The sequence below is a fragment of the Lentzea waywayandensis genome, from assembly GCF_900115955.1.
GTDB lineage: Bacteria > Actinomycetota > Actinomycetes > Mycobacteriales > Pseudonocardiaceae > Lentzea > Lentzea waywayandensis.
This window is the reverse complement of record NZ_FOYL01000007.1, coordinates 218,600-230,952: the sequence shown is the minus strand read 5'-3', so window position 1 is coordinate 230,952 and position 12,353 is coordinate 218,600. Positions and strand designations below refer to the sequence as shown.

Annotated in this window: 12 protein-coding genes; 8 read left to right on the top strand and 4 right to left on the bottom strand. The window is 69.0% G+C overall.

Annotation, left to right across the window (positions count from 1 at the left end; genetic code table 11):
- Window positions 1-6: 6 nt before the first annotated feature.
- Together BM417_RS26550 and BM417_RS26545 are read right to left on the bottom strand one after the other, a co-directional pair.
- Window positions 7-417: a hypothetical protein gene (locus tag BM417_RS26550; RefSeq protein ID WP_093599935.1), complete on the bottom strand. Its 411-nt coding sequence runs from the start codon at window positions 415-417 to the stop codon at window positions 7-9.
- Window positions 418-482: 65 nt separating this feature from the next.
- Complete coding sequence (locus BM417_RS26545; protein WP_093599932.1) at window positions 483-884, bottom strand: hypothetical protein; 402 nt, start codon at window positions 882-884, stop codon at window positions 483-485.
- A 93-nt stretch (window positions 885-977) separates the two neighbouring features.
- On the opposite strand from BM417_RS26545, the gene ctaE reads away from it, so the two are divergent.
- Genes ctaE through qcrB form a run of 4 tightly spaced genes read left to right on the top strand, consistent with a single transcriptional unit; the run spans window position 978 to window position 5,242 of the window.
- Window positions 978-1,589: an aa3-type cytochrome oxidase subunit III gene (ctaE, locus tag BM417_RS26540; RefSeq protein WP_093599929.1), complete on the top strand. Its 612-nt coding sequence runs from the start codon at window positions 978-980 to the stop codon at window positions 1,587-1,589.
- Between the two features lie 52 nt (window positions 1,590-1,641).
- Complete coding sequence (gene qcrC / locus BM417_RS26535) at window positions 1,642-2,454, top strand: cytochrome bc1 complex diheme cytochrome c subunit (protein WP_093599926.1); 813 nt, start codon at window positions 1,642-1,644, stop codon at window positions 2,452-2,454.
- On the top strand, window positions 2,451-3,575 hold the full coding sequence (qcrA, locus tag BM417_RS26530; protein ID WP_093599923.1) for a cytochrome bc1 complex Rieske iron-sulfur subunit: 1,125 nt from the start codon (window positions 2,451-2,453) through the stop codon (window positions 3,573-3,575). The genes qcrC and qcrA overlap by 4 nt, the downstream gene beginning before the upstream one ends.
- Window positions 3,572-5,242, top strand: coding sequence for a cytochrome bc1 complex cytochrome b subunit (gene qcrB, locus BM417_RS26525; protein WP_093599920.1), 1,671 nt, complete (start codon window positions 3,572-3,574; stop codon window positions 5,240-5,242). Before qcrA ends, qcrB begins: the two co-directional genes overlap by 4 nt.
- 72 nt (window positions 5,243-5,314) lie before the next feature.
- Here qcrB and BM417_RS26520 read toward each other — a convergent pair whose 3' ends face one another.
- Both BM417_RS26520 and BM417_RS26515 read right to left on the bottom strand, forming a co-directional pair.
- Window positions 5,315-5,602, bottom strand: coding sequence for an Lrp/AsnC family transcriptional regulator (locus BM417_RS26520; protein WP_045309335.1), 288 nt, complete (start codon window positions 5,600-5,602; stop codon window positions 5,315-5,317).
- Window positions 5,603-5,861: 259 nt separating this feature from the next.
- A complete protein-coding gene (locus BM417_RS26515) occupies window positions 5,862-7,562 on the bottom strand; it encodes a DEDD exonuclease domain-containing protein (protein WP_093599917.1) in 1,701 nt (566 codons plus the stop codon).
- A 183-nt stretch (window positions 7,563-7,745) separates the two neighbouring features.
- Between BM417_RS26515 and BM417_RS26510 the strand changes: the two genes are divergently transcribed.
- From BM417_RS26510 to BM417_RS26495, 4 genes are all read left to right on the top strand, one after another.
- Complete coding sequence (locus BM417_RS26510; RefSeq protein ID WP_093600703.1) at window positions 7,746-9,104, top strand: NYN domain-containing protein; 1,359 nt, start codon at window positions 7,746-7,748, stop codon at window positions 9,102-9,104.
- 65 nt (window positions 9,105-9,169) lie between these two features.
- Window positions 9,170-10,174, top strand: a complete 1,005-nt coding sequence (locus BM417_RS26505) for a C40 family peptidase (RefSeq protein ID WP_093599914.1) — start codon at window positions 9,170-9,172, stop codon at window positions 10,172-10,174.
- 10 nt (window positions 10,175-10,184) lie between these two features.
- Window positions 10,185-10,958: a hypothetical protein gene (locus tag BM417_RS26500; RefSeq protein ID WP_093599913.1), complete on the top strand. Its 774-nt coding sequence runs from the start codon at window positions 10,185-10,187 to the stop codon at window positions 10,956-10,958.
- Window positions 10,959-10,968: 10 nt separating this feature from the next.
- The gene (locus BM417_RS26495; protein ID WP_093599911.1) at window positions 10,969-12,072 is read left to right on the top strand and encodes a glycosyltransferase family 4 protein; all 1,104 of its coding nucleotides are present in this window, start codon (window positions 10,969-10,971) and stop codon (window positions 12,070-12,072) included.
- Window positions 12,073-12,353: the final 281 nt, after the last annotated feature.

Here is a 12,353-nt window from a genome sequence, read left to right as displayed (position 1 = left end):
ACGGGATCAGCCCTTGACGACGGGCAAAGCCAAGCCCCGCAGCACCTCGGCCACGGTCTCGGCGGCGGCCAGCGGGTCGAGCGGGTGCACCAGCACCGCGTCCGCCTGCGACCAGGTGGCGAGCCACCTGTCGTCCTTGCGGCGCACCGCGACGACGATCGGCGGGCAGTTCGTGATCTCGTCCTTGAGCTGGCGGGACAGGCCCATGCCACCGGTCGGCTGCGCCTCGCCGTCGAGGATCAGCAGGTCGACGGTGCCGTTGTCCACCTCGTAGAGGACGTCCGCGATGGTGCCGACCTCGACGTACTCGACGCGCGCGAGGTCCGGCGCGGGACGGCGGCCGACCGCAGTGATGATCGTCTCACGCACCTCGGGCCGGTGGCTGAACACCAGGATCTTCGTGGTCTGCGTGCTCATCTCTGGATCCTCCGCTGCGACTGCCGACTGCGGTCCTGAAGAAAGTGACCAAGGTCGCCGTGATGCTATCGGGCCGGTTCGTGTGGTTTCTGCAGGGCGTCCCACCCCAGGGCGTCGCCACCGAGCCGTTGCGCCAGCGAGGCCATCCGCGACCGCTCCTGAGCGCAGTGCAGGGCGTCCAGCTTCTGCACGCGACTGATATGCGATATATCACCGGCGACTAGCACCCAGCCGTCGGGCGTGAGCAGCTCTCGCGCGCGTTCGACCTGGTCAGCGGGGATGCGCAGGTGGTGCCGGAACACGGCCAGGTCGTCGGCTCGCCACTTCGGTGAACGGGCCAGAGCGGCCGAATCGGCCTCCGCGATGTCGAACGCCTCGACCACGACGACGAGCGCCGGATCGTCGATCGACAGCGTCGGCACCTCGTCTTGGCGCAGCATGTCCCGCAATCGGCCCAGCAAACCCATTCGTTGATCTCCTCGCGATCACCCGCTGTGTGACCCAGCCGACCCATGATCCGCGCAGGACCCGATGGGCGGACGGAAATTCCGCAGGCAATAATGCTGCGCGTGACCACGGCAGCGCCTTCAATCGGCCAGCGCGTGCACTCGCTGAACCGCCCGAACATGGTCAGCGTCGGCACGATCGTCTGGCTGTCCAGCGAGCTCATGTTCTTCGCTGGCCTCTTCGCCATGTTCTTCACGGTGAAGGCCCAGAACGACACTGGGCATTGGCCCCCAGCGCCCACCCACCTGAACGTTCCCTACGCGGCGGTCTTCACGATCATCCTGGTCGCGTCGTCCTTCACGTGTCAGTGGGGCGTGTTCGCCGCTGAGCGGGGCGACGTGTTCGGTCTGCGTCGTTGGTACATCGTGACGTTGATCATGGGAGCGATCTTCGTCGGAGGCCAGGCGGGTGAGTACTTCACCCTCGTCGAGGAGGGCACGACGATCCCGTCGTCGGCCTACGGCACGGTCTTCTACCTCACGACCGGCTTCCACGGCTTGCACGTCATCGGCGGTCTGATCGCGTTCGTCTACCTGTTGATCCGGACGAAGCTCAGCAAGTTCACGCCGGCGCAGGCCACCTCCGCCATCGTCGTGTCGTACTACTGGCACTTCGTCGACGTCGTGTGGATCGGGCTCTTCGCCATCATCTACATCGTGCCCTGACCTGCTCCCCAGCCACGAGCTCCCGAACTGACAGCAAGGGTTGCCGCACACCATGACCACCACTACGAAACGCCCGCGCGGCGCCCGCACGAAGCTGCGCCGCCGGGTCGCCGGTCTGCTCGCGCTGGGCTTCGCCCTGCTCAGCGCAGGCATGCTGTTCGCCGCGTTCGCGCCCCAGGCGCAGACCGCCCAGGCGCAGCAGGAGGACGCTCTGGTCCGCCAGGGCGAGCAGATCTACCTGAACACCTGCGCGGGCTGCCACGGCAAGTCCCTCGAAGGCGTCAAGGACCGCGGGCCGAGCCTGATCGGCGTCGGTGACGCCGCGGTGTACTTCCAGACTTCCTCCGGCCGCATGCCCATGGCGCGGCAGGAGGCGCAGGCCATCCGCAAGCCCGCGAAGCTCACGCCCGAGCAGATCAACGCGCTGATGGCCTACATCACCGCCAACGGTGGCGAGGGCCCGAAGAAGCCCTCCGAGTCCGGCGAGGCCCTGCGCGGCGACAACCCGGCGCGTGGTGGCGAGCTCTTCCGCCTCAACTGCGCCAGCTGCCACAACTTCACGGGTCGCGGCGGCGCGCTGTCGTCCGGCAAGTTCGCGCCGGAACTCGACGGCGTGACCGAGGAGCAGATCTACACGGCGATGCTGACCGGCCCGCAGAACATGCCGAAGTTCGGCGAGCGCCAGCTGACGCCGGAAGAGAAGAAAGACATCATCGCGTACGTCAAGTCGGTCACCGACGGAAACAACAACTCCGGCGGTAACCCCCTGGGCGGGTTCGGACCCGTCTCCGAGGGATTGATCGCGTTCATCGTGGGCATCGCCGCGCTCATCGGCGTGACCCTCTGGATCGGAGCCAAGGCATGAGCGGCGACAAGCCGACCGAGCTGCCCAGCGAGGCAGAGCTCGCGGAGATGAGCCGGGACGACCTCGTCAGGCTCGGCACGAAGATGGACGGTGTCGAGCTCGTCCACTACGAGGAGAGGTTCCCGGTACCCGGGACGCGTGCCGAGCGTCGCGCCGAGCGCGTCGTCGCGCTCTGGTTCGTGATCTCCGCGCTGTCCGGACTGGCCTTCCTCGGCGTGTTCCTGTTCTGGCCGTGGCAGTACGAGGCCCCGCACACCGACGGCCACCTGCTGCACATGCTCTACAACCCGCTGATCGGCCTGTTCCTGGGCCTGTCGGTGGTCGCGCTGGGCGTTGCCGCGCTGCTCTACACCAAGAAGTTCATCCCGGAAGAGCTCGCGGTGCAGCAGCGCCACGACGGCCCGTCGGCCGAGGTCGACCGCGCCACCCTGGTCGCGGAGCTCGCCGACGCGGGTGAGCGCAGCGGCATCGCGCGCCGCAGCCTGATCAAGCGCACCGCGGGCCTCGGCGCCGGCGTGCTGGGTCTGGGCGTCGCGGCCGTCCCGCTGGGCGCGCTCATCAAGAACCCGCACGCGGACAGCGAGACCAAGAACTCGCTGTGGCACACCGGCTGGAAGGCCGAAAAGGGCGAGAAGGTCTACCTGCGCCGCCACACCGGCAACTTCCACGAGGTCTCCCTGGTGCGTCCCGAGGACGTCGAGCCGGGCGGCTTCGAGACGGTGTTCCCGTTCCGGGAGTCCGAGCGCGAGGACGAGCACGCCCTGGTCGCGGCCCTCAAGCGGGCCGACGCGCCGGTCATGCTCATCCGCATGCGCCCGAACCAGGCGGTCACCAAGCGCTCTGGTCAGGAAGACTTCAACTACGGCGACCTCTACGCGTACTCCAAGATCTGCACGCACCTTGGATGCCCGACGTCGCTGTTCGAGCAGCAGACCGGTCTGCTGCTCTGCCCGTGCCACCAGTCGCAGTTCGACGTGTTCGAGTACGCCAAGCCGCGGTTCGGTCCGGCAACCCGTCCTCTTCCCCAGCTTCCGATCACGGTGGACGAAGACGGATACTTGGTTGCCCGCAGCGACTTCATCGAGGCTGTGGGTCCGGCGTTCTGGGAGCGGAAGTCATGAGTGCCATCACCACGCCGACGAAGCCGGCCAACGCGGCCGCGCGCGTCGCAGGGGCGGCGGCCAACGCTGCCGACGAGCGGTACCACGCGGCCTCTGGCCTGCGCAAACAGCTGAACAAGGTCTTCCCGACGCACTGGTCGTTCCTGCTCGGTGAGATCGCCCTCTACAGCTTCATCGTGCTGCTGCTGTCGGGCACGTACCTCGCGCTGTTCTTCGACCCGTCGATGACCGAGGTCACCTACAACGGCTCGTTCGAGAACCTGCGCGGCATCGAGATGTCGCGGGCGTTCGCGTCCACGCTCGACATCTCGTTCGAGACGCGCGGTGGCCTGTTCGTCCGCCAGGTGCACCACTGGGCGGCGCTGCTGTTCATGGCCGCGATCGTCGTGCACATGTTCCGGATCTTCTTCACCGGCGCGTTCCGCAAGCCGCGTGAGATCAACTGGGTCATCGGCATCGTGCTGTTCATGCTCGGCGCGATCGAGGGCTTCCTCGGCTACTCGCTGCCGGACGACCTGCTCTCGGGCACCGGCCTCCGCGTCATGGCGGCCCTGCTGATCTCGTTCCCGGTGGTCGGTACCTGGATCAACTGGCTGATGTTCGGCGGGGAGTTCCCCGGCACGGACATCATCCCGATGCTCTACACCGCGCACATCCTGATCATCCCGGCGATCATCCTGGGTCTGATCGCGGCGCACCTCGCGCTGGTCTGGTATCAGAAGCACACGCAGTTCCCGGGCGTGGGCCGCAAGGAGACCAACGTCGTCGGTGTCCGCATCATGCCGGTGTTCGCCGCGAAGGGCGGTGGCTTCTTCGCCATCGTCGTCGGTGTCATCGCGATCATGGGTGGCGTCTTCCAGATCAACCCGATCTGGAACTTCGGCCCGTACAACCCCGCGCAGATCTCCGCCGGCTCGCAGCCGGACTGGTACATGGGCTGGACCGACGGCCTGGTCCGCATCTGGCCCGCGTGGGAGTTCTACCTGGGCAACTACACGATCCCCGGTGCGTTCCTGCCGTTCATCCTCGGCCTGCCGCTGCTGACCGGCATCGCGGCGGTCTACCCGTGGATCGAAAAGAAGATGACCAAGGACTACGCGCACCACAACCTGCTGCAGCGCCCGCGTGACGTTCCGGTCCGCACCGCGCTGGGCTGGATGGCGATCACGTACTTCATGGTCCTGCTGCTCATGGGCGGCAACGACATCTTCGCGTACAAGTTCGACATCTCGTTGAACCTGACGACGTGGATGGGCCGCATCGGCATGCTGATCCTGCCTCCGATCGCGTACTTCGTCGCGTACCGGATCTGCATCGGCCTGCAGCGCGGCGACCGCGAGGTGCTCGAGCACGGCGTCGAGACCGGCATCATCAAGCGCCTGCCGCACGGCGAGTTCATCGAGATCCACCAGCCGCTGGGCCCGGTGGACGACCACGGCCACCCGATCCCGCTCGCCTACCAGGGCGCGTCGGTGCCGAAGAAGATGAACAAGCTCGGCTCGGCCGGTCACCCGGTCGCCGGCAGCACGTGGTCGCCGGACCCGGTCGAGGAGACCGTGGCCCTGGAGAACGCGAAGCACACGAACCTGCTGGACTCCGGTTCCGCAGAGAAGTCCGAGGAGAAGTCCGGCGAGCTCGCGGGCAAGCCCGCGGACCCGAAGGCCTGATCTCCAGGTTTGAAGCACCGAAAAGCCCCCGTGATTCCTCACGGGGGCTTTTCGCTGTCCTGGTGATCCGGGCTACTGGGCGTCGTCCAAGCCGATGGCGAACGCGGCCTCGTCGTCGCGCTTCGAGTAGCTGCGGAACGCGATGTGCGTGTCGGTGTTCAGCACACCGGCGACCTTGCTGATCTTGCCGGGGACCAGCGCGGCGAGGTCCTCGTGCTTGCTGACCCGTACCAGCGCGATCAGGTCCACGTCACCGGCACAGGAGTACACCTCGGTGACTCCGTCGATGTCGGCGATCTCCTGCGCGGCCTCGGGAATGCGTTCGGCGGCGGCCTGGATCAGCACGATGGCGGTGACCACGGCGTCCTCCTCGGGTCTGGGCTCCGGTGTCTCAAGCACCCGTAGTCTGCCCTACCGCCTGATCACCGGCGTGAGGACGTCGCCGGTCGTGGCACGCGAGCCGGACACACCCCGCGCGTGTCGCTTTGTCGACATCCCAACTGATATATCGGTTGCCGCCACCGCCGTTGACCTGCCCTTATCCATCCTTATGCAAAAGACGTTTGCGGACGTCCGCAAACGTCTTTTGCATAAGCCCTTGCAACGAGGGTGCTCGGGATCAGTTCCAGTGGTCGTGGATGGGGCGGGCGCTCGCGGCTTGTTCGGCCCACGGCACCCACGCCGCGGCGGCGCCGGCCGGGGAGGACCACGGTTCGTCGGCGTAGACGAGGCGGGTGCCTGGCTGGTCGAGCCAGCGCAGGACGACGCCGGCTTCTTCCGGTGGCGCGCCGCGCAGTGGGCCGGGTGTCGGGACGACCGTTTCGGCGGAGGCGACGAGTGCGTCGACCACCGGCATCGGGCGGGTGCCGCGGCGGGCGACCCCGGCGGAGGCCAGGCGGCCGTAGCGCACCACCGAGAACTCCCAGCCGCCTTCGCGGTCTGGACGAGCGGCCACCAGTTGGGGCAGGGAGGCGAGGGCCGCCAGGCGCTGGGCGCGGTCGAGGGAGCGGACCAGGCCCGCCAGGCGGTCGCGGCGGCGGGCGGCCTCCTCGAAGCGTTCGGCTGAGGCCAGGCCGCCCAGCTGGTCGATGAGCGTGCGCAACGGGTCCGTGCTGCGGCCGACGACCAGATCCTGCACGGCCACGACGGCGGGGGAGTACTCGTCGACGGACTGTCGGCCCGCGCAGGGCGCCTTGCAGCGGTCGAGCTCGGCCAGCGCGCAGGGCGAGGCGCGCTGGTTCGCCGCGGGGATCTTGATGGTGCAGGAGCGCAGTGGAACGGCGTCGAGCAGCGCGTCCGCGACCGATTCGGCCGCCTTTCGCGTGCGGAACGGGCCCAGGGCTCCGTCTCGTGGAATCTTGACGAGCGAGATCCGCGGGAACGGCTCGTCGGTCAGGGTCAGCCACCAGGCGTGGTGGGGGTTCTTCGAGCGTCGGTTGTACGCGGGACGGTGAGCGCGTAAGAGGCGGAGCTCGCGGACCTCGGCCTCCAGCGGGTGGGCGCATTCCACGGCGTCGACACGCACCGCGAGAGCGACCATCTCGCGCAGCCTGCGCCGGCCTTCGCTGGCCGTGAAGTACTGGCGGACCCTGCGGCGCAGGTCTGACGCCGTGCCGACGTAGAGCACCTCCTCCTTCGGGCCGCGGAAGAGGTACACACCCGGCGTGGACGGCAGGTGGGCGGCCAGGGAACGTTTGCGGCGTTGTTCCGGCGTCACCTCCGGCAGGTACGCCAGCAGTTCCTCCAGGGAGTGCACGCCGACGTTGCCGACGCGCTCCAGCAGCGCGTGCAGCACCTCGACGGTCGTGCGGGCGTCGGCCAGCGCCCGGTGCGTCGGCTTGGTCTCCGTGTGGAACAGGTCCGAGAGCGCCGACAGCCGGCACGACGGCGCCTCGTCGCGGCTGAGCACCCTGCGTGCGAGCTTGACCGTGCACACGACCGACGGCTTCGGCCAGCGGTAGCCGTGCCGTTCGCAGGCGGCCTTCATGAACCCGACGTCGAAGCCCGAGTTGTGCGCGACCAGCACCGCTCCGGCCGCGAACTCGAGGAACGCGGGCAGCACCGTCTTCATGGTCGGCGCGCCCGTCACCATCAGCTGCGTGATCCCGGTCAGCTGCGCGACCATCGGCGGGATGCCGCGTTCGGGGTCGACGAGGGTGGCGAACTCGCCGAGGATCTGGCCGCCGCGCACCTTCACCGCGCCGATCTCGGTGACGGCGTCCTCCTCGGCGCTGCCGCCCGTCGTCTCCAGGTCGAAGACGACGAACGTGGTGTCGCGCAGAGGCGTCCCGAGCTCGTCGAAGGACAGTTGTCCGGTCACGTGGCCGACGTTAGCGACGGGGTCTGACAATTTTCTGCGGGGAGCTGTCGCGACGCCTTGACCTGCGGTTGCTCCGTTGGAGTGATCTTCGGGTGATCTTTTCCAGATCGTTGTTCCGAAGGGCGGACACGTCCGTGCGCTGCTCAAGCGCGAGGGCTCTAGCCTGTTGGGGTGCCCGACCCGATGCCCGCGCCTGAGTTCGACCAGCCTGCCGATGAGGCAGGTGAGTCCGCAGAGGAATCCGCAGAGGAATCTACTGTGGACTGGTCGGCCCTGCCGGAGCCGTTGCGGGTGAGGCTCGCGGAGCTGGGCGCCGACGCGTTGGGCGAGATGGCGAAGGTCGACGTGCCCCAGCACCTGCGACCGGTGGCGAAGTTCGCCCCGACCAAACGCGCTCGTCTGGGCGGCGCACAGGTCGTGGCCGGCTTGCGGGACTCGGCGAACTTCCGCACCGCCGTGGTCGAGTGGCTGCGCAAGAACAGGCCGTCGACGCTGGAGGTGACCTCACCGGATCCGGTGACGGCGGCCGCGGCGGCGGTGCTGACCGGTGACGACGTCGCACTGCATTACGTGGAGCTCGTCACGCGGCGGGTCGGCGACGCGACGCTGCGGGCCGAACGGGACGCGGCCGTCGTGCGCGCGGAACGGATGGAAAGCGAGCTGGAACGGCTGCGGGCCGAGCGCACCCAGTTCGACGGCGCCACCGAACGCGTTCGCGCGGACGCCGAGATCGAGCTGGAACGCCTGCGCAAGCGGTTGCGCGAGCAGGGCGTGAAGCTCCGTGAGGCCAAGGACGCGGCCGCGGCGGCGTCCGCCGAGGTCGGCAAGATCCAGGAACGCACCGCGGACGAGGTCAAGCGCTTGTCCGCCGAACGCGACCGGGAACGGGAACGCGCCGAGACCGAGCGCGGCAAGGCACAGCGGGCGATCGCCGACGCCGAGGTGGCGCGGCAGTCCGCGCGGGAGGCCCGGCAGGCGGACGAGGTACGCCTCGCGTTGCTCGTGGACACCCTCGACGGCGCCGTCACGGGCCTGCGTCGTGAGCTGGCTCTGGGGGAGGGCACCGGGCCGCGTCCCGCCGACCTCGTGCGTGGCGCCAGTGCGTCACAGGGGGCTGTCGGACGGGTGGAGGACCCCGCGGCTCTGGACCGGCTGCTGGCATTGCCCGCCGTGCACCTGGTGGTGGACGGCTACAACGTCACGAAGACCGGGTATCCGGAGCTGTCGTTGTCGGATCAACGCGATCGGCTCGTGCACCAGCTCGCGGTGCTGGCCGCGCGCACGGGTGCTGAGGTGACGTTGGTGTTCGACGGCGCGGGGGTGGTAGCGGTGCCCGCCGCGGCTCCTCGTGGCGTGCGCGTGCTCTTCAGCGATCCCGGTGTTCTGGCCGACGACGTGATCCGTGCGCTGGTCACCGCGGAGCCCGAGGGACGGCCTGTGGTGGTGGTGACGTCGGATCGCGCGGTCGCGGATTCGGTGCGTCGCCGCGGTGCGCACCCGGTGCCGTCCGCTGTGTTGCTGGCCCGTCTCGGGCGCGTTTGATCACCCGGTAGCCTGACGCCGTCGATCTTGACGGGCTTGTTCTGGCGAGGGGGATCGGCGACCTCATGTCGCGCAACTTCACCCGTGGTTTTGTAGTTCTCCTGCTGTTGCTCTCGGCGACTCCGGCCGCGTCTTTAGCCGCGCAGCCGGCTGATCCCGCGCGCGCGTACGCGGATCTGACGGCGCAGGCGACGAAGCTCAACGAGGAAGTCCTGCGCGCGCAGGAGGATCTCGTCCAGCGCAGGGGCGAACTCGATCGCGCGACCGCGACAGTGGCGGCGGCGCAGCAGATCGAGCGGCAGGCCAAGCGCGACGAGGACGACTTCCAGGGGCAGGTCGACCTCATCGCCCAGGCGTCGTTCGAGGGTGCGCGCTTCAACCAGCTGTCGGCACTGCTCGTGGCGGACTCGCAGCAGGACTTCCTGAACCGCCTCGAGATGATGCGGGTGCTGGCCTCCGACAAGGCGGAGTCGCTCGCGCGGCTGTCCGGCGCGGTGGAGAAGGCCCGGCAGGCGCACCAGGTGGCCGAGAACGCGCGCGCTCGGGCCGCGGAGACCACCGCGGCGGCCGAGAAGCTGAAGAGCGACCTCGACGGGCGCAACCAGGCGTTGCAGACGCAGATCAACGAGGTGCGGACGGCGCTGACACGGCTGCCCGCCCCCGTCGTGAACCAGCTGCGTGATCCGGGCGACCGCTCGCAGGTCAGCGTGCCCTCCGGAGTGGCGGGCCTCGCGCTGAACTTCGCGCTCGGGCAGCGCGGGGACGACTACCAGTACGGTGGGACCGGGCCGGACCGGTGGGACTGCGCCGGGCTGACGATGAAGGCCTACGCGGCGGCCGGGTTCACGATCCCGCGCACGTCCGGCGGCCAGGCCGGGGTCGGACGCGCCGTGTCACGTGGCGAGGTCCGTGCGGGCGATCTGATCATCTACTACTCGAGCCGGTCGCACGTCGCCATGGCCGTCGACAACGGGCGGGCCGTGCACGCCTCGACGGAAGGGCAGCCGGTGAAGATCGCGCCGATCGACGCCATCGGGCCCATCGCGGTGATTCGGCGCATCGAGGGCTAGCGTTGCGCCGGTGAAGCACCTCCGGACGTTGCTGGCGGTCACCGTCGCCATGACGTTCCTGCTGGGCGTCAGCGTTGCACTACGCCCCGTTGAGTTGCAGCCGACCGCAACAACCCATTGCAATGAGACGGTGCTGACGGCTGCGTCAGGCACCGTGACCAGCAGTTCTTGTGACGGTGCGCTGGCGTCGCGGGTGTCGGGGTCGTTGGACTCCTCGGTGCGCGAGGTCGCCGATATATTGGATATCAGCTGGGGTCGGCGGGTCGACGTCGTCGTTCCGGCCACGGACAGCGAGCTGGTGTCGCTCGTCGGGCCGGCCTTCGCGGACATGGCCGGGATCGCCATTCGGGACAGCGACGGTTCCGGGCAACGCGTCGTCATCAACCGGGTGCGGGCATCGGCGTTGTCGGACGTGGAGTTGCGCGTGCTGCTGCGGCACGAGATCACGCATGTCGCGACGCGTGACCTGACCTCGGACTCCGCCCCGCTGTGGCTGGTGGAGGGGTTCGCGGACTGGGTGGCGTTCCACGGCACGGGGCTGTCGCTCCGTCAGGCCGCGCCGCTGCTCACGCCGGACGTCTCGGCGTTGCCGGTCGACTTCGGCGGCTCCGGGCGTGATCTGGCGTACCAGCAGGCGTACTCGATCATGGTTTATCTGGAGTCGCGGCTGGGGGAGCGAGGCGTCGTGGACTTCTTCCTGCGGCACGCGTCGTTGTCTTCTGTGGACTCGGGCGTCGTCGACGTGGCGGGTTGGCGTGAGTTCCTGAAAACGAGCATCGGATAGCGTTGAGTTCGTGCGCCGAACCTTGCTGGTGACCAACGACTTCCCGCCCCGCCCCGGCGGCATCCAGTCCTACCTGCACGCTTTGGCGACACGGCTGCCCGCGGACTCGCTCGTCGTCTACGCGCCGAAGTGGAAGGGCGCGGAGGAGTTCGACGCCGAGCAGCCCTTCCCGGTGGTGCGGCATCCGACGTCGTTGATGCTGCCGACGCCGGACGTCCTCGCCCGTGCCCGCGACATCGCCCGCGCCGAGTCGTGCGAGGCGGCGTGGTTCGGGGCGGCGGCACCGCTGGCGTTGCTGGCGCCGTCGCTCGGGCTCAGCCGCGCGGTGGCGTGCACGCACGGGCACGAGGTCGGCTGGTCGATGCTGCCGGTGGCGCGGCAGGCGTTGCGGGCCATCGGGTCCGGAGTGGACGTCGTGACCTACGTCAGCCGCTACACCCGCTCGCGGTTCGCGGCGGCGTTCGGGCCGATGGCGGCGCTCGAACACCTTCCATCCGGCGTGGACACCGAGCTCTATCGCCCGGATCCCGCCGCGCGCGCCGAGATCCGCCGCCGGTACGGGCTGGGCGACCGGCCGGTGATCGTGTGCGTGTCGCGCCTCGTGCCGCGCAAGGGGCAGGACGTCCTGATCCGCGCGTTGCCGCTGATCCAGCGGTCGGTGCCGGACGCCGCTCTGCTGATCGTCGGCGGCGGGCCGTACCGGGGGACGCTCGAGAAGCTGGCCGCCGGTTCGCGGGACATCGTGCTGACCGGCTCGGTGCCGTGGGAGGAACTGCCCGCGCACTACAACGCCGGCGACGTCTTCGCGATGCCGTGCCGCACGCGCGGCCGCGGCCTCGACGTCGAAGGGCTCGGCATCGTGTATCTGGAGGCCTCGGCGACCGGGCTACCAGTGGTGGCCGGACGGTCCGGCGGTGCGCCGGAGACCGTGCGCGACGGCATCACCGGCAACGTCGTCGACGGCCGCGACGTCGAGAACGTCGCCGAGCGGGTCGCCTCGCTGCTCGCCGATCCCGAGACGGCGGCCAAGATGGGGCGCACGGGCCGGGAGTGGGTCAGCGACCACTGGCGCTGGGACCAGCTCGCACACCGCCTCGAAACCCTCATCGGCTGACCGATATCCAATACCCGATATATCGGGTATTGGATGGCCCGAAATATCGCACTGGGGAGCCGGGTCGGCGGGTCGGGCTGCCGGGGTGGCCAGTATTCGATATATCAGTGCGGCTGCGGTGGTGTGCTGGTGGCGTGGCCGCAGTATGGCTGGGGTATGGCTGCGGTGTGGTCGTGGTCGACGCATCGCATGCGGGGCGTCGACAGCCTGTATGCAGGGTGTATCGCGTTTGGGTCAGCCTGGCAGGCCAGCCTGACGGGCCATCTCGGCGGACCAGCTGG

What these genes read in the sequence shown, in the direction of transcription:
- qcrA (WP_093599923.1), top strand. Translation starts at nt 2,451, where the DNA reads ATGAGCGGCGACAAGCCGACCGAGCTGCCCAGCGAGGCAGAGCTCGCG.
- BM417_RS26550 (WP_093599935.1), bottom strand. Translation starts at nt 417, where the DNA reads ATGAGCACGCAGACCACGAAGATCCTGGTGTTCAGCCACCGGCCCGAG.
- qcrC (WP_093599926.1), top strand. Translation starts at nt 1,642, where the DNA reads ATGACCACCACTACGAAACGCCCGCGCGGCGCCCGCACGAAGCTGCGC.
- ctaE (WP_093599929.1), top strand. Translation starts at nt 978, where the DNA reads ATGCTGCGCGTGACCACGGCAGCGCCTTCAATCGGCCAGCGCGTGCAC.
- qcrB (WP_093599920.1), top strand. Translation starts at nt 3,572, where the DNA reads ATGAGTGCCATCACCACGCCGACGAAGCCGGCCAACGCGGCCGCGCGC.
- BM417_RS26505 (WP_093599914.1), top strand. Translation starts at nt 9,170, where the DNA reads ATGTCGCGCAACTTCACCCGTGGTTTTGTAGTTCTCCTGCTGTTGCTC.
- BM417_RS26510 (WP_093600703.1), top strand. Translation starts at nt 7,746, where the DNA reads ATGCCCGCGCCTGAGTTCGACCAGCCTGCCGATGAGGCAGGTGAGTCC.
- BM417_RS26545 (WP_093599932.1), bottom strand. Translation starts at nt 884, where the DNA reads ATGGGTTTGCTGGGCCGATTGCGGGACATGCTGCGCCAAGACGAGGTG.